We start from the raw sequence: 25,515 nt of genomic DNA on the forward strand, positions 1-25,515 counted from the left end.
CTGATGTTTAAGGCGGTAGCAGCAGCATCGGGCGGCCATGTGCCGGAGGCTAAGCCGGAATGGAGGCGATGACGCGCGCTAGACTAGGTTGCGATCGGACCCCGACCTTTCCGAAGCAGCGGGCAGCGTGCGTTTTGATTGTGTTGGGCGACACGCCGAGCGCTTTGGCGATATCATGAAGGTTCATCCCGCTGCCGATCAACGCTGCAACCCGCGTCTCTGCATCCGTCAAGTCGAACATCGTCTGCAACCGTCGAGCCTGCAGCCGGGTCTTTGTTTCCGGATCGACAATCTGCAAGAGAATCCGTGCCTGGCTATCTGTTGCGTCCCATATGGCGGATGATGTTGGCGCCAGCGGTGTGATCGTCGCGAGGTAAGGAGGAAGGCCTGATGGCCGGACAATGGGAAAAGCTCCATCGAAAGGCGTGGCGGCGCCATTCGCGACCATAAGCGCCTGTCGGATACTGGTTGTCATGCGAGAAGCGGTTTCTGCAACCTGTGCCCTGAGAAGCGAGCGCTCCGATCGGCTGATCGAGATGCCGTCGGCCTGTTTTAGTAGCGTTTCAGCCGCCGCATTGAGAAGGATGACCTCCCCTCGGCTTCCGATCAAGACGGCGGCATCCGGCATCGCGTTGATCAGCCGCTGCGCCAGGTCGGGGCCATGGTCAATGCGGGTGATGTGCAAAGACAGGTCGATTGCGCGCTCAAGATGCGGCGCCAGCTCGGTCAGTCGATTGAGCGCAAGCTCGGCATGCTCGTCTTGCCGTTGAGACAGAAAGAGTGCGACGCCTCCGATGCCGCCCCGCTCGTGCAGGCTGGTGTGCGGCATGAAGAGTTGGTTGTGAATGTTTTGGGGCTTGCAGATGTCGGTATAGAACGAAGACTTCTGGATCGCGGCCAGATCGATCATGGTGTTGCCAAGCACGACATTGCCAGGCTTTATTTTTTCGTAGGCGCGTGCGTACGGGTTCTGAGCATATTCCTGCAGATAGAGGGTATTCAGGTCTTCCCGCATCCTGCCCGGGATGAGAAAACTCCCGCGTCCTCCCGGCGGCGCCTGATAAACGATATTTCCTGCGACGGCCCCGACATAATCGACGATCGTGCACAGGGTCCGTGGCCATAGTTCATATCGGATGGACGCCTGGTAGATGGCATCGATGATCTGGGCATGTTCCATGTCAGCGCCTCTCATCATGGCGGAACAAGCCCGCCAACCGCCGCTACTGATGCACTTAATCAAGCGCTGCTTGTCTAAGACGAACTCAAGCCGCCGACGTCACCCAATCGGGTGACGTCAAGAATTCTTCTCCTATTCTGGAATTAGGTCAAGATTAACTGCGGCTGGTGACTAGCCGAAGCGGAACATCATTGCAGATGGGGCGAAGTAATCGCTCCCGGCGGCGGCGCTCAGCATTTCGTCCGACTGAGCGTGGTCGAGCACCTCACTCCCGTGTAACAGGCGGACAGTCGCGGCTCAGAGTAATGCGTTGAAAACGGTGCCATGAGGAGGAGGATCCTTACACCTTGTGGAACCGTAGCTGACAAGTTATCGCCCAGCCGGGTGACGCCAAACCAACAAAAATCACCAATCTTCGGCCCCTCGATCGAAGGCTCCGAGATTGATGTCATGCCGCTGCTTACCTCGCTCGCGCTCTCGTACTCGCTAGTCCTCATTGCACCAGGCCCGAACCTTCTTGTTGTCCTGCGAGTGGCGGTTAATCCATCCTGGGGCCGCTTGCTCAGTGTGGCCGCCGGAATTGCATCGGGAGCCGCCATTGCTTGTTGTCTAGCTGCCATGGGAACAGCGACCGTTTACACGGGGGAGGGCCTGGAATCCTGGGGTTCCATGGTCCTATCCTTTATCCTCCTTTACTCGGCGATCCGGCTGTTGCGGCATCCCTCCGGCTCCAACCCATCCCGGGAGGTCGAATCAAATACTGTAAACCTCAGGCTCTATGGCTTGGGCTTGGCAACAGCACTGTGTAACCCTTTGTCGATCCCGTTTTTCGTCAGCATCTACATCGCCCAGCCTGACTTTCGGACCGGAATGGGGGGAGCAGCCTCCTGCCTCATCTTCGTAATGGCGCTGTCCTGGTTCACCCTGATGGGTCGGATTTTCTCAATGACCGCCATCCGGCGGCTCGACCCCGCATGGTACAGGCCTGCTCGAGCCATCCTGGCAGCTGCCATGGGACTTTATGCTTTCACGCTACTTTATGCCCATTCAATCTGATGAAACCATGAGCAGGCTCTAGCCTGAGAAGACATGCCCAAGCGGCAGTGAATACCAAGCAACCAGCAGTGCATTCGTTGGTGACAACAGGAAACCTCAATGGAAACCAAACCTGTAGAAGTCGGAAAATCTCGCGACCCCGCCGCACTCTTCAACGCCTATGTAGAATTCATGAAGTTGACGTTCGCGAACCTCTTCCTGCTTAACGCCGGCTCTGCGACGGCGCTTATGACCCTCTTCGGCGGCCAGCCGAAAAGCGACATTGATATTCATCTAGTCAGCCAACAGGGCGCAAAGTGGGCCGTCACCGTTTTCGCCATCGGTGCAGCTTGTGCCGTCTCGGCAACTGCATTCGCAGGCTTGACTGAAGGCATGAACGCGGGAAACCTCGAGCGAAAAGAGAAACTGTCTGTTTTCCTCGGCATCGCCTCTGGGTTCCTCGTTCTTGCAAGCGGCGGCTGCTTCCTCACGGCCTGCATTCTCGGTGTCCACTTCGGCACTGGATAATCGTCAACATGGCACGCCCGTGACGGGAACATGTTAGCAGTAGCGTCTCCAGATACCGGTCCGTCACTGCCTGCATTGTGATGTTCACGAAGACCTTCGGGAAAACGCCGACGCGATATTTCGCAGGCTAACCGAACGGGCGTATTCAGCTCTGGAGAACGCTTTGGAGCAGACCTGTCACGAGTGGATCCGGCAGCCCTTTATCTCGCCTGGCTATGGTGGTGTCGGCGCATCGCGCGCGGTTGAACATTTGAGGACGATTGGCACGGAATTGCCGCTGGTGGCCACTCACGCGGCTGTCCATATTGGCCGCGGACATTTCATCGCGGTCGCGCCGGAGAGGTGGCAACAATCCGATCGAGGACATTGAGCCGAGTGTGCTCACTTTAGCGCAGGGTTTGGATGAACTGGCGTGGTCGGAAGAAGGCCACCACGGCTGCCAGAGCGTCGGAGCAATGACACCGACGGACCGCGGGCCAAACGCAATGCGCTGCTCTGGTCAGTACCGCACTAGTGAGTCCGAGAAGCCTCTGAAGCTTCGTTGACGACCGCGTAGAGTTCCTCGCGAGTCGCGCCGTCCCGGGCCTGGACGGACATGCCCTGCAGCACGACCACCAGAAAGCGAGCGAGGGAACGGGCTCGATCTGGCTCGAGCCAACGTCCGAGCGCTTCCGCAATCGTCTCTCGCATCGCATCGCGGCGCCGGGTCAACACCAACGCGAGATCGGCGTGTTCCTCTGCGCATTGGAGCATCCCGCTTGAGACCATGCAGCCACGCTCTCCTCCAGGGTCGGTCACGGCATCGGCACCTTGACGCAAGATGGCCGCAACGGTGTCATCCAGTGTTGACGCTTCATCGAGGTTGAGAAGCGCGCCTGGAATTCCGGCATATCGGTCCAGAGCCTCACGATATAGCTGGGCCTTGCTCCCGAACGCAGCATAGAGACTCGGCGGTGCAATCCCGATCGCGGCCGTCAGGTCATTGAGCGATACACCTTCATAGCCGTACCGCCAGAAAAGTCGCATGGCGATGTCGATCGCCTCTTCCCGCTTAAACGTACGCGGCCGGCTGCGCCGCTTTTTGATCTGCTTATCCATAGCGATCACTAAAGACTGCTTGACACGGGAAATCAAGGGGCTAGTTTGTAGTGATCACTAAATATAATGATTAGGAGAAAGATGTGACCGGGAATTGTTTCGTTAGGACAGCAAGGGGCATGTTTGCGGCTGCCGTACTGCTGATGGCGGCGTCGGCTGCTGCGGCTGCCGACAAGGAATACACCGTCAAATCGCCCGATGGTGTGGTTATCGCCGTGGAGGAAACCGGAAATCCTGCGGGACAGGCAATCGTGTTCGTCCATGGACTGCTTGGCAGCCGCATCAACTGGGACAAGCAGACGACCGACCCTGACCTGCAGAAATTTCGGTTGATCACTTATGATCTTAGGGGACACGGGCTTTCAGGAAAACCGGATGATGCAGAGGCCTATCAGGAAGGTCGCCGATGGGCAGACGATCTTGCTGCGGTTCTGAAAGAGAGCAAAGCCAAGAACCCCGTGCTGGTTGGTTGGTCTCTGGGGGGCGTGGTACTTTCTAATTACCTTGCCGCTCATGGCGACGCCGGGATTGGCGGTCTCGTTTATGTCGATGGTGTCATCGAACTTAAGCCCGACCTCATCACGCCACACCCGGAGGTCTACGCTGGGCTGGCGTCGCAAGATCTGCGAACACATCTCGATACGGTGCGGACCTTCCTGGCTCTCTGCTTCCAGACGCAGCCAGACCCGGCAACATTCGAACGGCTGCTTTCCAACGCAGCCACGGCATCGTGGGTGATGACCCGCACTGTCCCGTCGATCGCGGTTCAGGCGGAAGAGGGCCTGCCCAAGGCAAAAGTGCCGGTTCTGTTGATCTATGGCGGCAAAGACAATCTGGTACGGCCTGAGGCGAGCATTACTCGCGCGAAGTCATTGAACGGGCAGATCAAGTCGAAGATCTACGACAACTCCGGCCATGCGCCTTTCCTCGAGGAAGCGGCACGGTTCAACAAGGATCTGACCGAATTCGCGGTTTCTGCCGAAGGCAGCAAGTAGCATCAGGAGCCGGTATGAAAATGTCGGCTCCATTTTTACGGCATCCCGCTTAGCGCCGATGGCTTCGATATCGACGAATTCACCCTTCGGAGAAAAGGTGATGAGATGAGCAATCGTGACGTCGTTGGAGATTGCGTCTTCTATCCAGGTTGGCGGCCGCTCCAGATGGAGGCGGACGCGGTTCAGTTCAGTGGAGTGGTCGGTGGCTCCGGGCCACCGGTCCTTCTTCTGCACGGGTTTCCCGAAACACATATTGCCTGGCGCCGCATGGCGCCGGCTCTTTCTCGCGACTACAGCCTCGTCATTCCAGACCTGCCGGGATATGGCAGGAGCATAATTCTCGCTCGCTCTGAACGCTTCACCAAACGCCGCGTGGCGCGGGCGGTATCGTCTCTCATGACAGCGCTCGGCCATGAGACGTTCGGTGTGGTCGGTCACGACCGCGGCGCGCGCGTTGGCTATCGCCTGGCGCTCGATCATCCGGACCGAGTTAGGGCATTTGCGTCGCTGACAGTGGTTCCCACTCTTGATGCCATGTCTTCCGTCGATCCCGAGTTCGCTCTGAAGAACTTTCACTGGTTTCTGTTCGCGCAACCGGATGACCTTGCTGAACATCTGCTTGATTTGGATCCGCCCGGCTGTCTCGAGCGCGTTCTGGCAAGGATGACAGAGCGGCGTGATTTCCTGGAGCAGGAGGTCACTGATGCCTATCACGAAGCGTTCGGCCGACGGAGCGTACGACACGCCATCGTCGAAGACTATCGATCTGCACTGCGTGAGGACCTGGAACATGATCGGGCTGATCGCAGGGAAGGGCGCAAACTTCGCTGCCCTGTTCTCGTATCCTGCCCTAAAGGAAATAGACAATCCGACGGCACGAGTCCGATTGAAGTGTGGAGGCAGTAGGCAGACGACGTCACCGGCGGAGCAACATCGGGTGGTCATCTGCAGCCGGAAGATGCGCCCGAGGAGGTTCTTGCAATGCTGACGCCATTTCTGAGCAAGAGCTTTTCTGCTTGATTGCGCTTAAGGTCCTATGCGTGAGGGACGAAGCGGCTGTTTAGTATCCGTTGAGGCATGGGATCACCATGGCTGCGTTCAATTACATGGTTGGGGGCGGGCGGGCATAACGCTGCTAACGCGCCAAGTCGTCGTAAGACAATGATTGCTTGTCGATGGCTGGTGCTCGATTGATATGTCGCCGAGCCATATCCCATCAAGGCGCCCGGATCGTTCAGGATTTCGCACGGGTGTCACCCGTACGCGAAAGCTCACGAGCCAGCTCTAGAAAAGCTCTCACGCCGGCCGATAGATTTCGGCGTCCGGGATAGTACAGGCAAAGCCCAGGATAAGACGGCGTCCAGTCCGCCAATACACGAATAACCTGTCCGACCTCGATCTCTGGAAGAATGTCTTGCTCAAAGAGGTAGCCCAAGCCGGCGCCATCAAGCACCGCAGTTCGCGTGAGGCTGGCCTCATCCAGCGTGATCTGCCCCCGAACATCTATCTGAACTTGCTCGCCGCCCTTCTCAAACCGCCAGCGAAACAGGGAGCCATCAGGCAGACGAACGCGAATGCAACTGTGAGCAAGGAGATCCGGGGGGACTATCGGTATCCCGCGCTTTTCGACGTATTCGGGGGATCCGACCACGGCATGTCGTTGAGGCCTGCCGAGCGAAACGGCAATCATGTCGCTAGGAACGAGGCCTTCCACTCGAACGCCGAGATCGAACCCGTCCCTGACGATATCCACCATCTTCCCTTCGGTGACGATATCAACATTCATGTCGGGATAGCGGCGCAGGAATTCAAGCACGAGCGGTTTGATGATCGAGCGTGCTGCAAACGGCGCGGCGTTGATCCGTATCGTGCCGGAAGGCGTCTCACGTTGCTCGCGCACCGACCCGAGTGCTGCATGCAGATCCTGAAGTGATGGAGCGACCTGCTGCATAAAAAGCCGTCCAGCGTCCGTGAGGGAGACGCTTCGCGTGGTGCGATTGAACAGTCGCACGCCCAGCGCAGCCTCGAGCCTGCCGATCGTGTGGCTCAGTGCCGTGGTCGACAACCCCAGATCGATGGATGCTGCGCGGAATGTCCCACGCCGTGCGATCGCAATGGCAGCTTCAAGTTCTTTTAGGGTCGCCTGATCCATTGTCCCGTTTCATCACTTCATGCCGTTTCGTCCTCCTTATCCCTACAATTGTCCAGTGCTAAATGTCATCCCGAGCAATGGAGAACGATCATGACACCAGCACTACCCAAGCCCATAGCGGCCTATGTCGAGGCTAATGCACAACTCAACGTGGACGGCATGCTGAAGCCTTTCGCGGACGATACTGTGGTCCTGGATAACGGTGGCCGTCACGAAGGCCATGCCGAGCTGCGAACCTTGTTCGAAGAGGCAGTGATTCCCGCCAAGGCGATCTTTACGCCGGATAGCGTTCGTTACGAGGATGATCAGGTCGTGGTCGAGGGTCCTGCCCACGGCGACTTCAAAGGCAGCCCGATCCGTTTCACCTACCGGTTCACGCTCGAGAACGACACCATCAAAGCATTGGAGATCACGGCATGAACATCAAAGCTGATCCGACCGAGTTTGCAGGAAAGCGCGTGCTTGTCAGCGGCGGCACCAAGGGTGCTGGTCGTGCCACTGTGGACCGTTTCCTGGCCGGCGGCGCCCGAGTCATCACCGCCGCTCGGGGAGCACCGGAACCCATTGACGGTCTCGAGTTCATACAGGCGGACCTGACGACGGCCGAGGGCGGGGAAACCCTTGCCAAGGCCGCGCTCGAGCGCATGGGCGGCATCGATATTCTGGCTCACATTATCGGCGGATCGTCGACACCGGGCGGCGGTTTCGGTGCCCTGACAGATGACCACTGGCTGGCAGAACTGAACCTGAACCTCTTGGCCACTGTCCGCCTGGATCGTCTCCTGATCCCGCAGATGATCGCACGGGGCAGCGGCGCGGTGGTGCACGTCACTTCCATTCAGTCCGTCCTTCCCCTGCCAGAGGCGACCACCGCGTACGCCTCCGCCAAGGCCGCACTCAAGACCTACAGCAAGTCGATCTCCAAGGAGCTTGGTCCCAAGGGCGTGCGAGTGAACGTCGTTTCCCCCGGCTGGATCATGACAGAGTCATCCCAGGACTTGCTGAAACGTCTGCAGGCCGCCAATGGCGGTACGATCGAGGACGCGCGGCAAATCGTTCTTGACAGCCTGGGCGGTATCCCGATTGGGCGTCCGGCCGACCCCCATGAGGTCGCCGACCTCATCGCCTACCTGGCCTCGGATCGCGCTGCCGCGATTCACGGCGCCGAGTTCGTCATCGACGGCGGCACTCTTCCGACGGTCTGATCTCTCGTCACCATTTTAATCAGGCGGGTGCGTCCCACCCGCCGATCTGGGAATAAATCGCATTGCGAAGATGACGCACGTCACGGTTCAAGGCGTGAATACGTTTAATCGGCGCAATGGGACACTTAATCTTCGGGGTCCGATGTCAGCTACGCGCCGAACTTCGAGATGAGCATTGCTGTTTGCGTGGTAGCAGTTGCGACCCGGGGACACTGCGGTTGCGCCGGGCTCGGACGGTTCTCAATCGAGCAAGTAATTGCTGCCCCGGTTCCAAGTGGTGTCTCATGGCCATAACTCATCGTTGCATGCTCGTACACTCGGCTGGTTTCCGGGGTCGCGAGGATCATGCGATGGCGCACTGGCGATAAGGCGGCAACAGAAGTGTCATCCCCGCTTAATGCGCAATCTCTGTTATGCTTCAACGGCGTGCCGAAGGCCGGAGATGAGAGTTGTGTCGCTGCGCCAGGGTGAAGCCGAGTTCAATGAGACGATGACAACTTACACGACACAGTCCTTATCCCGAATCCTCTTGACCAGCGCCGGTAGGGAATGGACGGGGCTTGATGGCGATTTTGTGCACATCCCCCGAGGATTGTCGCATGTGCCGGGCAGCGTCGATGGCCGCGATGGTCAACCACGGCGGCTATTGCAAAGCCGGCATGAAACTATTCCATTTTTATCATGTCCCTACCGCTTCGTCTGAAGTAACCTGCAGGTAACTTCGATATCAGAGCTCATTCAATGACTTACGAAAATCGTGCCATTTTGCGTTCGCTTGGTATATCCGTTGGCCACTATGCTGTGGGCAAGCTGAACGCGATCACCGACGTTGCCGGTGTTTCAGTGGGCCATGTCACCTGCGTCGAAGGCGATCGGATCCGCACGGGCGCAACCGCCGTCCTGCCGCATGCCGGCAATCTGTTTCAGGACAAGGTGCCGGCGGCACTTGCCGTCTTCAACGGCTTCGGCAAGTTCGCGGGTTCGACCCAGATCGTCGAGCTTGGCGAGATCGAGACGCCGATCCTGCTCACCAATACTTTGGGCGTCGGTCGCGCAATCGAAGCTATCAACCGCCATACGCTGGCACAGACCGGCAACGAACGCATCGTTTCGCTGAATGCAGTCGTCGGCGAGACCAACGATTCCCGGCTGAACGATATCCGCGCGGCGCGTCCGAGCGTCGATGAAATGCTGGAAGCACTCTCCACTGCCAAGGCCGGCCCGGTCGAGGAAGGCGCAATCGGCGGCGGCACTGGCACGGTCGCCTTCGGACTGAAGGGTGGTATCGGAACCAGCTCGCGCATCGTGCCGGTCGCTGGCACGTCCTATGTGGTCGGCATTCTCGTTCAGTCGAATTACGGTGGAAAGCTGACCGTCGCCGGCCGACCTTACGAGGCGGAAGGCCATGACAAGGACGGTTCGATCGTCATGATCGTCGCGACCGATGCACCGCTCTGCTCGCGAAACCTCAACCGTCTTGCCGAACGCTGTTTTGGCGGTCTGGCACGCACTGGCGCGGCGCTCAGTAACGGGTCCGGCGACTATGCGCTCGCCTTCTCGACGGCTGAAGAGGTGCGTCGTACGCCGGAGCGCCGCAAGGCGGTCGCCAATTATCCCGTTCTCTCCAACGACGTCGTCTCGCCGCTCTTCGAAGCCGTCATCGAGGCGAGCGAGGAGGCCATTCTCAACTCTATGACGATGGCGGCGACCACGCACGGCTACAATGCCGGGACCGACAAGCCTTCGACCATTCACGCGATTTCCCTCGACGCCCTCAAGCGCCGCTGACTTTTAGACTGGAGTTCCCATGCCTGCCGAAATGCCCCGCACCGTTTACCTCAACGGTGCCTTCCTGCCGGAAAACGACGCGCATATCTCGATCTTCGATCGTGGTTTTCTGTTCGGCGACGGGATTTACGAGGTGACTGCCGTTCTCGACGGAAAGCTGATCGACAGCCCGCTGCACATGGCTCGCCTGGAGCGTAGCGTGCGGGAGATCGGCGGCACATTGCCGATTTCGACCGATGAGATCGTTTCAATCGAAAAGCGTCTGGTCGAGGAAAACAAGCTGACCGAAGGCGTGATCTATCTGCAATATACGCGCGGTGCCGAAGATCGCAATTTCCTCTATGCGGACGATCTCGAGCCGACCCTGCTGCTCTTCACCCAGGCAAAGACGCTTGAACATGTGGCCGCCGTCGAAAAGGGCCTGAAGGTCAAGATCGTGCCGGACCAGCGTTGGGAACGCCGCGACATCAAGACCGTCTGTCTTCTGCCGCAGGTTCTCGCCAAGCGTATAGCCAAGGCCGAAGGCTGTGACGAGGCCTGGATGGTCGAGGACGGTTTCATCACCGAAGGCGCGTCGTCGACGGCCTATATCATCACCCATGACGACAAGATCGTCACCCGCGGCAACGGCAATGCCACGCTGCCGGGCTGCACTCGCCTTGCCTTGCTCGATCTCGCACGCGAACAGGGCCTGACGATCGAAGAGCGCCCGTTCTCGGTTGAGGAAGCCATGGCTGCGCGTGAAGCCTGCCTGACCAGCGCCTCGAACTTCATTGTGCCTGTCACCTCGATCGACGGCAAGCCGGTCAGCGATGGCAAGGCTGGTCCGATGTTCAAGCGCTTACGCAGGTTATACATGGACAACGCCCGCCGCACCGCGGTTTGATGAAATCAGCCAGCGGCCAGAACGTCCCAGATCCGTTTGACGATCGGCCGCCGGTTTTCTTTTGAACGATAAAGCCGGATCTCGACATCGATATCCCAGTCAGGCTCCGCCGCCCTGACGAGTCGGCCATCGGCAAGTTCCGCGGTAACCAGGCTTTCCGGTATCCAGGCAAGCCCCCAGCCCGCCATGACCATGCCCTTCAGGCCGACTGACATGCTTCCGACATGGACACGGTTTTCCACCGGCAGCCGATCCCCCATGGCGCCGGCGACGAGCTGTCCGAAGAACGAGATTTTTTGATAGCTGACATGTGCGAAACCCGGCTCGATATGGTGTTGGTGCAGTCCATAGGCGTCGGGGGCGCTAACTGCGATGATCGTTTCTGCGCCCAGCTGATGATGTTCGAACTGCGGATCGAGCAGCATCGGCACATGCTGGTTCTGGTAGGTCAGCAGGAAATCTGAATCGCCGTCGATGAGCGAGTTGAGGTTCTCCTCCATGCTGCCGGAATCGGGCCGCATATGCGTAACGATTGGTCCGAGCTTCGCGTTGAGCTCGTTCAGCCAGTTCGGGAAGAAGGTGAAGGACAAAGTATGCAGCGCCGTCACGGTGACCGTACGCGCGTCACTACCCTCTTCGTGCTGCAGATTTCGGCGGGCCTGATAGAGGCTTTGCAGGGTCTGTTCGGCGATCGGCACGAAGCGTTCGCCGGCATCGGTCAGACGCGACGGGTAGGTGGCGCGATCGATCAGGCTGGTTCCGACCCAGGCTTCCAGCTGCCGGATCCGCCGGCTGAAGGCGGATTGGGTGACGTGGCGCTCTTCTGCCGCCTTGGTAAAGTTTAGCGCCTGGGCCAACGCCAGGAAATCTTCAAGCCATTTGACTTCCACCACAAGCTCCAACTGGAAACCGACCGCGGTTCTCCATTGGTCTGAATGATGGAAAAATGCAATCAGCCGGCGCGGCTATATTCGATCATTCTCGCACGAGCCAAGACGAGTTCGAGACGATTTTCGGACAGGAGGTGAAGGCAGACACGCTTCGTCCACGGCCCATCCTTCAGCGTGAAGAGAAAACGGCCGCCGCCCAGCGCCATGAGCGGCAGGCGATGACGCACCGGCCCAACGCCCATCACGACGACATCGCCAGTAATCTCGAAGAAAGCCCCTTCATCGGAAAACCAGCGTCCAGAGAGCGAGGCCGGCACACCGCTATCGACTGATGGCAGCAGGCGGCGCACAGTATGGCCGATCTCGCCAACGATGGCGGATCCATCCATCTTCAGGCGCATCGGCGACGAGGCCGAAAACGACGATACGAACTCGCCGTCATCCTGGTAAACCGTATCGTCGGAATCGAGCCAGGTGACGGTCGAACCCTTGACCTCGGCCCAGAAGGGACCGGTTTCTGAGACATAGATGCCGTCGTTGAGCGTGGGGGAAGGGACGGGCAGGGCAAGGCCCAAGAGGGCTGCCATGGCTTCCTGGGCAATCTTGTTGCCGTTCGTGTCTTCGCGGTTGGAGACGATGACGAAGCCGCTTTTGCTTTCGTGGTCGAGGAGGAAATAGGACTTGTAGCCCGGATGCGAGCCGCCATGGCCGGTAAACCTCCGGCCGCCGAGAAGCGTGTGGCGCAGGCCGAGGCCATAACCACTTTCACGGCCATCCTTCAGCGCGCGCGGCGCGGCGAGGCGGTCGAGCATGCCGGCAAAGGGCGCATCGCCGCGAAGCAGGAGGCGCAACCAGTTGGCAAGGCTCATCGCGCTGCCGGTCATGCTGCCGGAGGCGGAGATATGCAGGCCGGCGGCGGACAGCTGCCACTTGTCTCCGTCACGCCAGTAGCCGGGCACGAGGCCGTCGACGGCGTCGTTCCAGACCTCAGGGGCATCGAGGATCGCGCCGGCGTCGGCACCCGCCTTGCGGATGAAATCGCGAAAGAACAATCCCTTGCGCTCGAGCGCGGTCTCGACGAGGCGGTAGCCGGTATTGGAATAGGAAATCTCCGTGCCTGCCTCATAGTTCAGGCGCGTCTGGCGGGCGAGAAACTCCATCAGGGGGCCGGCCTTGGTTTCGGTATAGACCGACAGGCCGAGCAGCGACAGGCATTCGCGCGTATCGGGCAGGCCGCCGCTCATGTCGAGGGCGCGGCCGACCGTAACGCTTGCCAACGGTTCCTGCAATTCGGGCAGATGCTGGCCGAGCGTGTCGTCGAGGGAGATTACATCCGGATGCGACAACATCATGGCGCAGAGGGCATGCTTGGTTACGGAGGCATAACGCACCACCGTCTCGGCCGAGAACGGGGCCATGGTGGAGAGACTTCCGACGCCGCCGACTTCCGCAAAGCGGATGCCATTGGCATCGAAGCCGATCACCGCGCCTCCAGGCTGGTCGGCGCCCCAACCGCCAGCGAATTTCCCAGCGACTTCCTGTGCCGCCTCCCAATAGGTCGTGATCGACATGCTCTTCTCCACTGACTGCTTTTGACCGGACCGGGTGGCCAGACCCTTCTAAGGTCAGGCCGGTTCTTCGAGCTCCACGCTCAGGCTGCGCAATTCGCGGGTATGAGCATGATTGACATTGCCAAGTCTCAGATCCTCGGCGGTCACCTGTTCAACCATGTTGCCGTCGATCATCACGCCGACTTCGGTGCAAAGATGCGCGATGACGCTGAGATTGTGGCTGACCATCACATAGGTGAGGTTTCGCTCGGCCCTCAGATCCGCAAGCAGATTGAGGATTTCCGCCTGCACCGACACGTCGAGCGCCGAAGTCGGCTCGTCGAGCAGCAGCACTTCCGGATCGGCGATCAGCGCGCGGGCAATCGCCACGCGCTGGCGCTGGCCGCCGGAGAGCTGGTGCGGATAACGGAAACGCGCGCTCAGCGGCAGGGCGACTGCCGACAAGACCTTTGCGATACGGTCGTCGATCTTGTCCATGCCGTGCACGAGCGGCAGTTCTGACAGGATACGGTCGATCGTCTGGCGCGGATGCAGCGAACCGTAGGGGTCCTGAAATACCATCTGCACCTTGCGGAAGAAGGCCGGCGGGCGTTTCAGCGGTGCGTCCTCGCCGGAAAAGGCGATGCGGCCCGACCATTCGTTGTTGAGGCCGGCCATGGCGCGCAAGACGGTGGATTTTCCGGATCCGCTTTCGCCGACGATGCCGAAACTGGCGCCCTTGGCGACATTGAAGGACACGCCCTTGACGACTTCGCGGTCACCGAAGCTGATGCGCAGATTGTCGATCTCGATCGTCATTTCAGCCACTCCGGATCACGGGTCAGCACAGGCAGGCGCTCCTTCGGATGGATCAGCGAGGGCATGCAGTTCAGAAGTCCGCGCGTATAAGGATGCTGGGCGGAGAGTAGTTCAGACGCCTTCAGCTCCTCCACCACATGGCCGGCATACATGACGGCGACGCGGTCGCAGAAATGCGAGACCAGCGGCAGATCGTGGCTGATCAGCAGAAGACCCATGCCGCGTTCCGACACCAGTTCCTCGATCAGGCGCAGGATTTCGGCCTGCACGGTCGCATCGAGCGCGCTGGTCGGTTCGTCGGCGATCAAGAGTTCCGGATCGGGTGCCAGCATCATGGCGATCATGACGCGCTGACCCATGCCGCCCGAAACCTCGTGTGGATAGGAGGCCGCGACCTTTTTCGGATCGCGGATCTTCACCTGTTCCAGCAGCATGATTGCGGCTTCCAGCGCCTGTCGCCTGCTGCCACCTTTGTGGGTGTGCCAGGATTCGGCCACCTGACTGCCGATCGTCTTCACCGGGTTGAGTGAATATTTCGGGTCCTGCAGAATGAAGCCGGCGCGCTTGCCGCGGATCGAGCGCATCTGCTTTTCAGAGGCAGCCAGGATGTCGATCCCGTCGAAGGCGAGCTTGTCGGCTTCGATGACCGTCTGCTTCGGCAGCAGCTTCATCAGCGCGCGGGCGGTGAGGCTCTTGCCCGAACCGCTTTCGCCGACGATGCCGAGCTTTTCCGTGCCGAGCGTCATCGAGACGCCCTTCACCGCCTGATGCAAGCCGGTACGCGACTGAAAACCGATCTTGAGATTGTTGATTTCGACCAGCATCCGTCAGTTCCCCTTCGGATCCAGAACATCGCGCAAGGCATCACCCAGGAAGTTGAAGGCGAGCGAAACGAGGAAGATGGCAATGCCGGGAATGGCCGCAACCCACCATTGTTCGAAGATGAAGCGTTTCGCGGTGGCGATCATCGCACCCCATTCCGGCGACGGAGGCTGGGCGCCCATGCCAAGGAAGCCGAGCGAGGCGGCGGTGATGATGATCGAGCTCATGTCGAGCGTGACACGAACGATCAGCGTCGGTACGCAGAGCGGCATGATATGCCGGAAGATGATGCGCCACGAAGAGCCACCGGTGAGGCGATAGGCGGCGATGAAGTCGCTGCCGCGCACCGTCAGCGTTTCGGCGCGGGCCATGCGCGCGTAAGGCGGCCAGGCGGTGAGTGCGATGGCGAGGACGGCGCTTTCGACACCGGGCTTCAGCGCTGCCACGAAGGCGAGCGCCAGAACAAGGCGCGGGAAGGCCAGGAAGATGTCGGTGATGCGCATCAGGATCGTATCGACGATGCCGCCGAAATAGCCGGCGATGCAGCCGATGGCGAGCCCGATTGGCGCGACGAGCACGACGACGGCGATGACCATGCCAAGCGTGACGCGGCCGCCGTAAAACAGGCGCGAATAGATGTCGCGGCCGAGTTCGTCCGTGCCGAACCAGTGGGCGGCGCTCGGCGCGGCAAGGCGATTGCCGAGTTCCTGGGCGGCGGGATCATGCGTCGCCAGCAGCGGCGCGAACAGCGAGATTCCGATGAATATGAGAACGATGGTCAGGCCGATCATGCCGAGCGCGTTGCCGCGCAGGTTCAGCCAGATACGGTAGCGGTTGCCCCAGGCGGCCTGCCGGCGCGATGACGGACTTTCATCCAGCGCCCAGTTTCGGAAGGTGGCGATCATTATTTTACCCGTGGATCGAGGACGCGGTAGAGAATGTCCGCAATCAGGTTGAGGCCGACATAGATCAGGCCGATCAGCAGCGTCGTACCGATGACCGGGTTCATGTCTGCATTCATCAGCGATACGGTCAGATACTGGCCGATGCCCGGCCACGAGAATACGGTTTCGGTAACGACGGCACCTTCGAGAAGGCCGGCATAGGTCAGGGCGATGACGGTGACGAGCTGGACGGCAACGGTCGGGAAGGCATGGCCCCAGATGACCTTGGCCAGCGTAAGGCCCTTGGCGCGGGCGGTGATGACGAATTCGCCCTTCAGCGCATCGATCATGAAGGCGCGCGTCATGCGGGCGATATAGGCCATCGAGAAATAGGCAAGGATGATGACCGGCTGCGCCATATGCGCCAGTGCATCCCGGAAGGCGTCGAAATCGCCGGCGATCAGCGTATCGATCGTCAGGATGCCGGTGACCGTGTCGATCATCCCGTCATAGATGATGTCCTGGCGGCCGGGGCCGGGCGCGATGTCGAGCGCCGAATAGAAGACCAGGAGCGAGATCAGCGACAGCATGAAGACCGGCACCGAATGGCCGGCAAGGCAGACGACGCGGATGGCCTGATCGGTGAACGAGCCCTGGCGGACGGCGGCCCAGACGCCGAGCGGAATGCCGACCAGGGCAGCCAGCAAGAGGGCGGCCGTGGCAAGTTCGAACGTCGCCGGGAAGAAACGCACGATATCCTGCGCCACCGGATTCTTGGTCAGAACCGACATGCCGAAATCGCCGTGGGCGAGCTGGTAGACATAATGCAGGAACTGCACCGGAATGGGCTGATCAAGGCCCATTTCGGTGCGAGCGCGAAGAATGACGTCCTCCGGTGCATTGTCGCCAACGGCGGCAATGACCGGATCGACCGGCATGACCCGGCCGATGAGGAATGTCAGCACAGTCAAACCGAACAGCGTCAGGAGGACGCTGCTCAGGGTTGCTGCAAGACTCTTGAAACGTCGGTTCACGCCTTGTTGGTCCCCAGGTAGGAATTGCCTTCCGAGAGAACGCCGAGCTGGAAACCATTGACGTTCTTGCGGCAGGCCGCCGTCTTGGTGGTCTGGAACATCACCGCGAACGGGCTGTTTGCCATGAAGTCGCGCTGCAGCGTTTCATAGAGAGCCAGACGCTTGGCCGGATCCTTCTCGTCGCGGGCGGCTTCCGCCTTGGCGGTAAACTCGTCGCTCTTGAAGCTTGAGCGCCATGCGAAAGGCTTCTTCTTGGCGTCGTCCGAATTGTCCTTGTTGATGCAGAACACTTCGGCATTCGAATTCGGATCAAAGTAGTCCGTGCCCCATGCCGACAGCGCCATTTCATGGCCGCGGGCGCGCATCTTGGTCAGGACCTGACGGTTTTCGGCCGACTGCAGCTTCACGCGGATACCGATCGCGCCGAGATTGGCCTGGATCGCCTGGGCGAGGTCCGGATAGGGCTGCGCCGAATAGTGGTCGAGGGTGATGTCGAAACCGTCCTTCAGCCCGGCTTCGGCCATCAGCGCCTTGGCTTTTTCGAGATCCTGCTTGAATGGCGTGTCGGTGACCGTGCCCGGGAAGCCGGCCGGCTCCATGCTCTGGTGAACGGCGTGCGTCAGGGGCACGATGTTCTTCTGCATACCGTCATAATCGAGGGCCCACTTGACGGCCTGCCAGACCTGCGGCTTGGCAAGATTGGCATTGTTCTGGTTGAGCGAGATCAGCACCAGCGAGGCGATCTGCTTGCGTACCAAAACAATGCTGTCGTCCGACTGCAGAGCCTTCAGCTGTTCGGAGGTCAGGTCGCGGGCGATATCGACGTCGCCCTTCTGCAGCATCAGCATCTGTGACGAAGGATCGACGACGTGGCGGATGATGACGCGCTTCAGGTTGCCCTTGTAGGGACCGTTTTCGTTGAGCGCCAGGGTGATGCTCTCCGAAGCCTTCCAGGCCTGCAACTTGAAGGAACCGGAGCCTGCGCTGTTCTTCTGCAGCCAGGCGTTGCCGAGGTCGCCATTCGTCTCATTGGCGAGAACGACCTTCTTTTCGACGATCGCGCCAATATTTGCCGAGAGGCAGAACAGCAGGAAGGAAATCGCGGTCGGCTGTTCGGTCGTCAGCGTGACGGTCTTTGCGTCCTTGGCGACGATGCGGCTCTCAACGTTTTCCGCGGTGAAGCCGAACTGATTGATGATAAAGGCGGGGCTCTTGTTCATCTTGATGGCGCGCTGCAGCGAAAACGCCACGTCTTCGCCGGTCACCGGAGCGCCGGAGGCGAACTTGGCGTCGGCGAGCTTGAACGTGAACACCTTATTGTCGGCATCGGCTTCCCATGACGCGGCGACGACGGGTAGAACCTGGTCGGGATTGTCGCTGTTGGCACGCACCAGCTTCTGGTACATGTTGCTCATCACCTCGCCGCCGACAGCCTCAAAACCCTCATGCGGGTCAAGGCTGGTCATGTTGTCGAGCTGCTGGGCAACGACGAGGATATCCTTTGGCGTGGCAGCGAAGGCGGTGTCTGCCAGTTCGATATAGGACAGGAAGGGCAGGGCTGCGCCGCCGAGCAGAAAATTGCGTCTGGATACCATTGTTATATTCCCCTTGAACGACCGGTCCTCCGGAATGCCGGAAGCCGGCAAGATTTTGCCGCAAAAAGATGCAGGTCTCTTATCAGGCGCGATTTCAGGCGACCAATTCCGTTTTTCGAATGGGTTATGCGCGGTTTGCATTTGCGGCCGCCGCGCCCGGTACTTAACGGTAAACGCAATTCCCAGGCTCCGGCAGGACATTTCAGAAAATGCTGAACAATTCGCTCCCGATCTTCGATGGCCATAACGACGTGCTGCTGCGCCTCAGGCGCGCTGGCGGAGAGGACCCGGTCAGGCGTTTTCTCGAAGGCGAGGAGGTCGGGCATATCGACCTGCCGCGCGCAAGGGCCGGTGGCCTGGCGGGTGGCCTCTGCGCCATCTACGTGCCGTCGCCGAGCATGACCAAGGATGCCAATGGCGATTTCCCGACGCCGGCGCAGCCGGAAGCGCTCAACGAAACGCTCGCCATGGCGCGGATGCTGTTCGATATCGAGGCACGCTCAGAGGGTGGGGTGACGGTGTGCCGAACGGCCTCGGACATCCGCCAGTCGATCGAAAACGGAAGTTTTGCAGCCGTTTTCCACATCGAGGGCGCCGAAGCTATCGCCGCAGATCTCGATGCGCTTCACGTCCTTAATCAGGCCGGGCTTCGCACGCTGGGTCCGGTCTGGAGCCGGCCGAACATTTTTGCTTACGGTGTTCCCTTCCGCTACCCGTCATCGCCGGATATCGGTCCGGGTCTGAGCGACGCGGGCAGGGACCTGGTCCGCGCCTGCAACGAGCTGAAGATCATGGTTGACCTGTCGCACATGAACGAAGCCGGTTTCTGGGAGATCGCGAAGATCTCCAAGGCACCGTTGGTGGCGTCCCATTCGAACGTGCATGCGCTTTGCCCGCACAGCCGCAACCTGACTGACCGCCAGCTCGACGCGATTCGCGACACGCGCGGCCTGGTCGGCATCAATTTCGGTGTGTTGTTCCTGCGCGACGATGGCGTCCGGGACCCGAATACCAGCCTCGACCTGCTTGTCCGCCACGTCGCCTATATTGCCGAGCGCATCGGGATCGACCATGTGGCGCTCGGCTCGGATTTCGACGGTACGACCATTCCGACCGAGATGAAGGATGCCGCTGGTCTGCCGCGCCTCGCCGAAGCACTTCGCCGCAACGGTTTCAACGATGCGGAAATGAAGAAGATCGCCTATGAGAACTGGGTCTCCGTACTGGAACGCAGCTGGGCAGCCTGACCGTAGCCCGTAAGGTCCCAAGTCCCACCATATCCTTCCAAGCATATCCAGCGGCGCTGGTGCACGGATAAGATTTCCACAGTTTCCGCCTATTTGGCTGCGATCGAGGCAGCTTGATTGATCACCCATGCCACACAAACCTAATGCCGCTCGTCACCACATTGGAAAGATGAAGTACAAGGTGACGAACTGGGTTGTCATTTCGCACTTAATCGGGGTCCTCCTCACTTTGTGGTGACCCCGTCAATTGAGCGATAGCATGCGTTCGTCCGGGCCAGTTCTGAGCGCCCATTTGATCGTCTTCAATCAACTGATCTGATCTCTGAGTGGCCGCTATTTCACCGGAATTCTCTTTGGCCGGTACGGCGCCCAGCATTCACCCACAGCAAATTCCACCATCACACAAAGTGAGGAAGACCCCGATTAACTGCAAAACGACAACAAGCCATCGTTCGGCATCGTGACGACCGAAGATAAGGTCCTCTCACCCGACTTCCTACGGCGGATATATGGGCGCACAGCCACGAGGGTGACCGACGTGAAATCACGTCACATGGCCTAAATGTCCCACCCACAGGAGACAGCTGATGTCATTCTTGAGGCAGTCAGCTCCATAAAGTGACGACAGGTCGAGCGATCGCGTGGATGAACTGGTGGTCATCGAGTGAGTCATCATCAGACCTCCAGGGTTGGTAATCGGAAACCCATCTGAACAACAGGCGCCCGGTGCATCTGATGTTTGGAGCACTACGGGGCACGACCTGGAGCCTGTCATCGAGCGCGTTCGCTGTACCCGACCTATTCGAGATCGGGTACAACTTTTCCACAGATCCTTAGACCTGCCGCAGGCCGCCGTCCACACACAGTTCGACACCGGCAATGTAGCTTGCGTCATCGCTCAATAAGAACAAAGCGGCCGCAGCCACTTCTGAAGGCCGGGCCATGCGACCCATCGGGATCGGAGCGACAATTGCCGCGCGCGTGTCCTCCGCCACAGCAGCCATCATGTCCGTATCCGTGGGGCCGGGGGCAACGACATTGACCCGAATACCTTTGGGTGCGAGTTCTGCCGTCCAGGTCCTAGCGTAAGATCGAACGGCCGCTTTGGTTGCGCAGTAGGTCCCATAACCCGAGTAGCCCGCGTTGCCGGCTATGGACCCGACGAGGACGACCGAGCCGCCTTCTATCATTGCGGGTAGAGCTGCCTGGAGGCCGAACACCATTCCTCGGACGTTGACGTCGAAGTGGCGGTCGAAGTGCTCCGGCGTAATCTCGGCGATCTGCGAAGGCTCGGAAAGACCTGCATTTAAAACAAGCGCGTCGATCCGACCGTATGCCGTGCGCACAGTTTCGACGGCACCTACCATGTCTTCCGGAGAGCTTGCGTCAGCGGTCAGGCCGACGGCGCCATTTCCAATGCCGTTGGCCGCCTTTTCAGCATCTTCACCTCTACGACTGGTGATGAAGACATGTGCGCCTTCGGCAGAAAGTCGCTCTGCAATTGCCAGGCCGATACCCTTCGCGCCGCCAACGACCAAAGCCACTTTGTTATTCATTCGAGCCATCGTAAATCCTTTCACTGAATGGTCTCGAGATGATATACGGTGGGTATCTGATATCAATTACGCACCTGGAATAGCCTAGATATGGACGAGTATACCGACCTGGAAGTCCTTTCTCATCGCGCACTTTGCGACATGGCGCAGGTTCGCCCGGTGCTCGACAAGATCGCTGACAAATGGACTATCCTGATACTGACGGTGATCTGCCCGAAGCCTGCGCGCTTCAACGAACTCAAGCGGCGTCTCGATGGGATCACCCACAAGGCTCTGGCCGATGCCCTGAAGAGGCTTGAGCGAAACGGCCTTGTGACGAGAACCGTGCTCCCAACGCAGCCGATCGGCGTAGAATATGCAATCACTCCTCTGGGCCATTCCCTGCGGGAGCCGTTTGAGGCATTGTGCTCGTGGGCGGCGGCCAATGGCGACATGGTCGAGGCAGCTACGCTGCGCTATGACAACGGCTATTGATGACCTCGGAGATTATCGTGATGAGGTGAAGGGAACGCCCCGCACCAATGCCCCCACGAGGGCCGCAACTGCTCCTCACGCGCGTCATCCCGAGGCTACGAGCCCGGCATCCCGACCTTTGGGTAGACATCGTTTCGCAGGGGTCCTGATCGATATTGTGGCTGAGGGTTTCGACGCCGGCATAAGGCTGCGCGATAGCATTCCGCTCGACATGATCTCTGTGCCCCTGACCAGCGACATCCTCTTCGGCCCGGTTGGCGTGGCGGCAAGACGAGGCGTTGATTTGTGGCGGCGGGGTTGGAAGATCAGATTGATCTGGTCGTGGGCGGTGAGAAACCTCTGTGCTTGCCGTGGTGACTTGAACCGGCCGAATATCTTCTCCCGCTTTCGTGTCGGCCTGTGAGACTTCGACCGCATCATTGAGCCCTTTGTGCGCCCGATGCCCGGCGCCTGCTGCGAGGGTTCGGATCGGATTGATGGCGATGATCCTGCAAGCTTCCCGCCGCTCCTTTGGCCATTTTGGCAACTTTCGCTTCCGCATCCGCCCAGGCTTGCTGCGTCGTGTCGCGAACAAGAGCGGTGATCCTCCGGCCGAATTCCGGTGGCGGCAGATCGCGATCAAGTGTGTTGCTGAGCGTCTTCAGCCGATCGATCCGCTGTCGCACGCCATCAAGTGGTTCGCCCCAGAACATCTGCACATCGGCCTCGGTCGCCGCGACCCGTTCGGCAGAAGCCGGGCTATCGCGCCCGGGTGCCTAGATCGCCTGAGGTCTGAAGTCAGCCGTAGCGCTGGGCATTACGCCTTGCAGGAGGGCAACCGATTTCTCCAGGCCTTCCATGGAATTCAAGAGCACATCCTCATGCTCGATCGAAAGCCAGCCGTCATATCCGGCCATCTTCAGGCGATAGCAGAACTGACGCCACCACTCTTCCCCGTGGCCAAAGCCCAGCGTGATATAGGACCAGCTGCGAGCAGGGACATCCATCAGGCTACCGTTTTCGAGGAGGCTCGTAACAGCCTGCTTCGGAGTGTTGAGGAAAGTGTCCTTGGCATGGACATGATAGATCGCATCGCCGAGAGCTTCGGCGACAATCAACGGGTCTGCGCCCATCCAGAAGAGGTGAGAGGGATCGAGGTTCGCGCCGACGGTCGGGCCGACGGCCTGACGCAGCTTCAAGAGCGACGGCACATTGTACACACACTGATTACCATGAAGCTCCAGAGCAATCCGCTCGACGCCATTCTCCTTCGCAAGCGCGACGATCTCCTCCCAAAATGGAAGCAACTTCTCTTCCCACTGATATCGAAGGATAACCTGTGTCTCTGGCGGCCAAGACGAGACGACCCAGTTCGGCATCGTGTCGTTGGGGCTGCCGGCAGGCAGGCCTGACATGGTGCAGACGGTTTTAATTCCCATTTCGCCAGCGACCCGGATCGTATCCTTCAGCCCTTCACCTTGCGTAGGGTCTGTCGGATGCAACGGGTTGCCGTTTGCGTTCAGGCTGATCACCTCAAGGTCGCGGTCGGCAAATCCCTGAAGAAAGCATTTCTGCGCATCCCGGTTACCCAGCATTGCTTTCAGATTGAAGTGCGGCGCGGTCGACCATCCGCAAGTGTTGACCTCCACCCCGGATAGGCCCATGCGCGTGGCGTGATCGAGCAGTTGATCGAATGGCACGCCGCCAAGGCTGTCGGATACGAAACCCAGTTTCATGCATAGAACTCCGGCTTATTGATCATTTCGACTGCGACTTTGCGCCCCTCGTTCAAAGCTTTGGCGCCAGCTTCCGCGACGATGGCCGCGCAGTAGCCGTCCCAGCAACTCGATGCGATCTCCGGAAATTTCCGGGTCTCGACGAAGCGGAGGAAGGCACGGTTCTGGCGACGATAGGCCTCATAGTATCGGCCGCGCCAATCGGTATCATAACCGGTGTGTTGACCGAGACGCTGGTCGATCCGCGTAAATGCAATCGGGTTCATCGCGATCGAGGCTGTTTCACCAACGAGCTCCGCGCGCACGTCGTAGCCGTAGGCCGCGTTGTTATTGATTTCGATATTCACCAGCTGTCCATCTGCGGTCTCTAGAACCATGACGACAGGAGCGACCAGCGCATCCGAACGCTTCGGCTGAAACGCCGAGATCGACACATAGTCTGTGCCCAGCACATAACGGACCACGTCGAATTCGTGCGGCGCCGAATTGGTAATTGCCATCTCGCCCGTGAAGTCAGATGCTGGCGTTTCCACATTGCGATGAAAATTGTGCATCATCAGGGGACGCCCAATCGCGCCGCTTTTTAACGCCTGCCGCATTTCCGTATAGGATTGGTCGTACCGTCGCATGAAGCCGAGCTGCACGAACCGGGCTGCGGCTGCCATTTCGGCGTTCATCACCTTCAGGCATTCGTCGGATGACTGTGACAGAGGCTTTTCGCAAAGGACCTTCTTTCCAGCTGCGATACAGGCGAGTGAAAGGGGGGCATGGGTGAAATCGGGGCTTGCCACGATAACCGCATCAATGTCGGCACGGCTGATAGCCGCTTCCGGATCGTTTCCGACATCAGCGGCACCATACAAATCGGCCACCTTGCGCGCACGGCTTTCGTCCATATCGCAGACGAGTTGAAGGGTGGCGCCCTGCATTTCTTCTGCAACGATCTTCGCGTGATCCGCGCCCATCAGGCCTGCGCCGATAACTGCAATTCTTATTGTCATGGTCTTTCCTGTGTTTCGGACAAATGGCTGATGGACAGGTGAAAGGTTCGGCGTGCCGGAAACGGATTCCCGACACGCCCGGGAGGTACTACTTCTTGATGAACTGGTTGACGTTTTCCTTGGTGATGGAGGCGAAGGGAACCAGCTTCTCGGCCGGCGGCTGTTCGCCCTTCTTGATACCCTCAACGACCTCGAAGGCGGCCTTTGCCTGACCGGCTGCGTCTTGGAATATCGTCTGGGACATTTCACCGGCTTTGATGGCCGTCAATGCATCCGGAACACCGTCGACGCCGGAGATGAGCACGCCCTTGACGCGGTTTGCACCCTTGAGAGCTTCGAGAGCGCCCAGCGCCATCTGATCATTGGCGGCGATAATCCCGTCGAACTTCGGGAAGCTCTGGATCCAGTCTTCAGTCACCTTCATGCCTTCGGCGCGATCGTAATTTGCCGAGAGGCTGGCGAGCGTCTTGACGTCGGTACGGCCGAGGGCGTCTCCGAAACCTTTCTTGCGCTCCTGCGTATGCGACAGGCCCGGCGTGCCTTCGAGATAGAGGATCTTGGCGTCCTTTGGCAGGTTCGCCTTCATAAATTCGCCCTGAAGACGGCCGGCGTCGATGTTCTTGGAACCGACAAAGGTGTACTTGCCACCGGCTGACTGAATACCGAGAGCAATGACCGGAATTCCTGCCGCGTTGGCCTTTTCGACGCCTGGGACGATGCCCTGGTAATCGACGGGGACGACAACTATCGCATTGACCTTCTGGGCGATGAAGTTGTCGATCTGGTCAAGCTGTTTGCTAGCGTCATTGTTGGCGTCGGAGAAGTTGACTTCGACAGCCGGATCGGATTTGGCGGCTTCGATGAAGGCATTCTTGCGCGCCATGACGAAGACGTCGGTGTCGGCCATATTCGCATAGCCGACGATGAATTTGTCGGCGGCAAAGGCGGCACCTGTCGATAGTGCGGAGACGGAGACAGCGCAGGCGAGAGTAAGTTTGGCAAATAGTTTCATAGGATCCTCCCAATTGAGACTAGGTTACGTTCAGCGCCGCTAGGCGCGC

The 25,515-nt window shown here is 59.4% G+C and carries 25 protein-coding genes and 3 pseudogenes; 11 read left to right on the forward strand and 17 right to left on the reverse strand.

All coding sequences use genetic code 11. From position 1 onward, the window contains the following. Nucleotides 1-49 precede the first annotated feature (49 nt). Nucleotides 50-1,180, reverse strand: a complete 1,131-nt coding sequence (locus ACZ9EJ_RS24965) for a helix-turn-helix transcriptional regulator (protein WP_052754218.1) — start codon at nt 1,178-1,180, stop codon at nt 50-52. 450 nt (nt 1,181-1,630) lie between these two features. Here ACZ9EJ_RS24965 and ACZ9EJ_RS24970 point away from each other — a divergent pair, with 450 nt between their 5' ends. Both ACZ9EJ_RS24970 and ACZ9EJ_RS24975 read left to right on the forward strand, forming a co-directional pair. Next, nucleotides 1,631-2,236, forward strand: a complete 606-nt coding sequence (locus tag ACZ9EJ_RS24970) for a LysE family transporter (RefSeq protein ID WP_046635696.1) — start codon at nt 1,631-1,633, stop codon at nt 2,234-2,236. Between the two features lie 99 nt (nt 2,237-2,335). Continuing rightward, entirely contained in the window at nt 2,336-2,743 is a 408-nt protein-coding gene (locus tag ACZ9EJ_RS24975; protein WP_046635674.1) for a hypothetical protein, read from the forward strand. Nucleotides 2,744-3,253: 510 nt separating this feature from the next. Here ACZ9EJ_RS24975 and ACZ9EJ_RS24980 read toward each other — a convergent pair. After that, nucleotides 3,254-3,841, reverse strand: a complete 588-nt coding sequence (locus tag ACZ9EJ_RS24980) for a TetR/AcrR family transcriptional regulator (protein WP_046642425.1) — start codon at nt 3,839-3,841, stop codon at nt 3,254-3,256. A gap of 119 nt (nt 3,842-3,960) precedes the next feature. Here ACZ9EJ_RS24980 and ACZ9EJ_RS24985 point away from each other — a divergent pair, with 119 nt between their 5' ends. Beyond that, nucleotides 3,961-4,836: an alpha/beta fold hydrolase gene (locus ACZ9EJ_RS24985; RefSeq protein WP_046642424.1), complete on the forward strand. Its 876-nt coding sequence runs from the start codon at nt 3,961-3,963 to the stop codon at nt 4,834-4,836. A gap of 105 nt (nt 4,837-4,941) precedes the next feature. Beyond that, a complete protein-coding gene (locus ACZ9EJ_RS24990) occupies nt 4,942-5,742 on the forward strand; it encodes an alpha/beta fold hydrolase (protein WP_255743335.1) in 801 nt (266 codons plus the stop codon). A 328-nt stretch (nt 5,743-6,070) separates the two neighbouring features. Here the strand turns inward: ACZ9EJ_RS24990 and ACZ9EJ_RS24995 are convergent, their stop codons facing one another. Then, a complete protein-coding gene (locus tag ACZ9EJ_RS24995; protein WP_251090040.1) occupies nt 6,071-6,988 on the reverse strand; it encodes a LysR family transcriptional regulator in 918 nt (305 codons plus the stop codon). A gap of 90 nt (nt 6,989-7,078) precedes the next feature. Here ACZ9EJ_RS24995 and ACZ9EJ_RS25000 point away from each other — a divergent pair, with 90 nt between their 5' ends. Beyond that, nucleotides 7,079-7,408 carry a nuclear transport factor 2 family protein gene (locus ACZ9EJ_RS25000; RefSeq protein ID WP_046636235.1) on the forward strand — a complete coding sequence of 110 codons (330 nt, stop codon included), beginning with the start codon at nt 7,079-7,081 and terminating at the stop codon, nt 7,406-7,408. Then, nucleotides 7,405-8,193, forward strand: coding sequence for an SDR family oxidoreductase (locus ACZ9EJ_RS25005; RefSeq protein WP_476100040.1), 789 nt, complete (start codon nt 7,405-7,407; stop codon nt 8,191-8,193). Before ACZ9EJ_RS25000 ends, ACZ9EJ_RS25005 begins: the two co-directional genes overlap by 4 nt. Nucleotides 8,194-8,212: 19 nt before the next feature. Here the strand turns inward: ACZ9EJ_RS25005 and ACZ9EJ_RS25010 are convergent. Continuing rightward, nucleotides 8,213-8,287, reverse strand: a pseudogene (locus tag ACZ9EJ_RS25010) (MarR family transcriptional regulator); the annotation flags it as partial. A gap of 357 nt (nt 8,288-8,644) precedes the next feature. On the opposite strand from ACZ9EJ_RS25010, the gene ACZ9EJ_RS25015 reads away from it, so the two are divergent. From ACZ9EJ_RS25015 to ACZ9EJ_RS25025, 3 genes are read left to right on the forward strand one after another with little or no spacing between them, the layout of a single operon-like run. After that, entirely contained in the window at nt 8,645-8,896 is a 252-nt protein-coding gene (locus ACZ9EJ_RS25015; RefSeq protein ID WP_255742369.1) for a hypothetical protein, read from the forward strand. A gap of 38 nt (nt 8,897-8,934) precedes the next feature. Then, the gene (locus ACZ9EJ_RS25020; RefSeq protein ID WP_046641284.1) at nt 8,935-9,981 is read left to right on the forward strand and encodes a DmpA family aminopeptidase; all 1,047 of its coding nucleotides are present in this window, start codon (nt 8,935-8,937) and stop codon (nt 9,979-9,981) included. 19 nt (nt 9,982-10,000) lie between these two features. After that, nucleotides 10,001-10,867 (forward strand): D-amino-acid transaminase, encoded by an 867-nt coding sequence (locus ACZ9EJ_RS25025; protein WP_046641285.1) that lies wholly within the window; start codon nt 10,001-10,003, stop codon nt 10,865-10,867. 5 nt (nt 10,868-10,872) lie between these two features. Here the strand turns inward: ACZ9EJ_RS25025 and ACZ9EJ_RS25030 are convergent, their stop codons facing one another. From ACZ9EJ_RS25030 to ACZ9EJ_RS25060, 7 genes are all read right to left on the reverse strand, one after another. Beyond that, complete coding sequence (locus ACZ9EJ_RS25030) at nt 10,873-11,757, reverse strand: LysR family transcriptional regulator (RefSeq protein ID WP_046630398.1); 885 nt, start codon at nt 11,755-11,757, stop codon at nt 10,873-10,875. A gap of 62 nt (nt 11,758-11,819) precedes the next feature. Continuing rightward, nucleotides 11,820-13,328, reverse strand: coding sequence for a serine hydrolase domain-containing protein (locus ACZ9EJ_RS25035; protein WP_046641286.1), 1,509 nt, complete (start codon nt 13,326-13,328; stop codon nt 11,820-11,822). A gap of 54 nt (nt 13,329-13,382) precedes the next feature. After that, a complete protein-coding gene (locus ACZ9EJ_RS25040; protein ID WP_046630088.1) occupies nt 13,383-14,126 on the reverse strand; it encodes an ABC transporter ATP-binding protein in 744 nt (247 codons plus the stop codon). Further along, nucleotides 14,123-14,950, reverse strand: coding sequence for an ABC transporter ATP-binding protein (locus ACZ9EJ_RS25045; RefSeq protein WP_046604925.1), 828 nt, complete (start codon nt 14,948-14,950; stop codon nt 14,123-14,125). Before ACZ9EJ_RS25045 ends, ACZ9EJ_RS25040 begins: the two co-directional genes overlap by 4 nt. 3 nt (nt 14,951-14,953) lie before the next feature. Then, a complete protein-coding gene (nikC, locus tag ACZ9EJ_RS25050; RefSeq protein ID WP_255736876.1) occupies nt 14,954-15,856 on the reverse strand; it encodes a nickel transporter permease in 903 nt (300 codons plus the stop codon). Beyond that, nucleotides 15,853-16,866, reverse strand: a complete 1,014-nt coding sequence (locus ACZ9EJ_RS25055; protein WP_046641287.1) for an ABC transporter permease — start codon at nt 16,864-16,866, stop codon at nt 15,853-15,855. The genes nikC and ACZ9EJ_RS25055 overlap by 4 nt, the downstream gene beginning before the upstream one ends. After that, on the reverse strand, nt 16,863-18,461 hold the full coding sequence (locus ACZ9EJ_RS25060; protein WP_046641288.1) for an ABC transporter substrate-binding protein: 1,599 nt from the start codon (nt 18,459-18,461) through the stop codon (nt 16,863-16,865). The genes ACZ9EJ_RS25055 and ACZ9EJ_RS25060 overlap by 4 nt, the downstream gene beginning before the upstream one ends. Nucleotides 18,462-18,670: 209 nt before the next feature. Between ACZ9EJ_RS25060 and ACZ9EJ_RS25065 the strand changes: the two genes are divergently transcribed. Beyond that, a complete protein-coding gene (locus ACZ9EJ_RS25065; RefSeq protein WP_046641289.1) occupies nt 18,671-19,708 on the forward strand; it encodes a dipeptidase in 1,038 nt (345 codons plus the stop codon). Between the two features lie 833 nt (nt 19,709-20,541). Here the strand turns inward: ACZ9EJ_RS25065 and ACZ9EJ_RS25070 are convergent. After that, nucleotides 20,542-21,273: an SDR family NAD(P)-dependent oxidoreductase gene (locus ACZ9EJ_RS25070; protein ID WP_046641290.1), complete on the reverse strand. Its 732-nt coding sequence runs from the start codon at nt 21,271-21,273 to the stop codon at nt 20,542-20,544. 81 nt (nt 21,274-21,354) lie between these two features. Between ACZ9EJ_RS25070 and ACZ9EJ_RS25075 the strand changes: the two genes are divergently transcribed. Further along, a complete protein-coding gene (locus tag ACZ9EJ_RS25075; protein WP_046641291.1) occupies nt 21,355-21,738 on the forward strand; it encodes a winged helix-turn-helix transcriptional regulator in 384 nt (127 codons plus the stop codon). Nucleotides 21,739-21,994: 256 nt separating this feature from the next. Here the strand turns inward: ACZ9EJ_RS25075 and ACZ9EJ_RS25080 are convergent. From ACZ9EJ_RS25080 to ACZ9EJ_RS25100, 5 genes and pseudogenes are all read right to left on the reverse strand, one after another. Continuing rightward, nucleotides 21,995-22,210 (reverse strand): annotated as a pseudogene (locus ACZ9EJ_RS25080) (IS6 family transposase); the annotation flags it as partial. A 7-nt stretch (nt 22,211-22,217) separates the two neighbouring features. Beyond that, nucleotides 22,218-22,469, reverse strand: a pseudogene (locus tag ACZ9EJ_RS25085) (LLM class flavin-dependent oxidoreductase); the annotation flags it as partial. 24 nt (nt 22,470-22,493) lie between these two features. Next, nucleotides 22,494-23,453, reverse strand: a complete 960-nt coding sequence (locus tag ACZ9EJ_RS25090) for a sugar phosphate isomerase/epimerase family protein (protein WP_046641294.1) — start codon at nt 23,451-23,453, stop codon at nt 22,494-22,496. After that, the gene (locus ACZ9EJ_RS25095; protein WP_046641295.1) at nt 23,450-24,454 is read right to left on the reverse strand and encodes a Gfo/Idh/MocA family oxidoreductase; all 1,005 of its coding nucleotides are present in this window, start codon (nt 24,452-24,454) and stop codon (nt 23,450-23,452) included. Before ACZ9EJ_RS25095 ends, ACZ9EJ_RS25090 begins: the two co-directional genes overlap by 4 nt. Nucleotides 24,455-24,542: 88 nt before the next feature. Next, the gene (locus ACZ9EJ_RS25100) at nt 24,543-25,466 is read right to left on the reverse strand and encodes a sugar ABC transporter substrate-binding protein (protein WP_046641297.1); all 924 of its coding nucleotides are present in this window, start codon (nt 25,464-25,466) and stop codon (nt 24,543-24,545) included. Nucleotides 25,467-25,515 lie beyond the last annotated feature (49 nt).

It is taken from the genome of Neorhizobium sp. USDA 3394 (assembly GCF_056280385.1).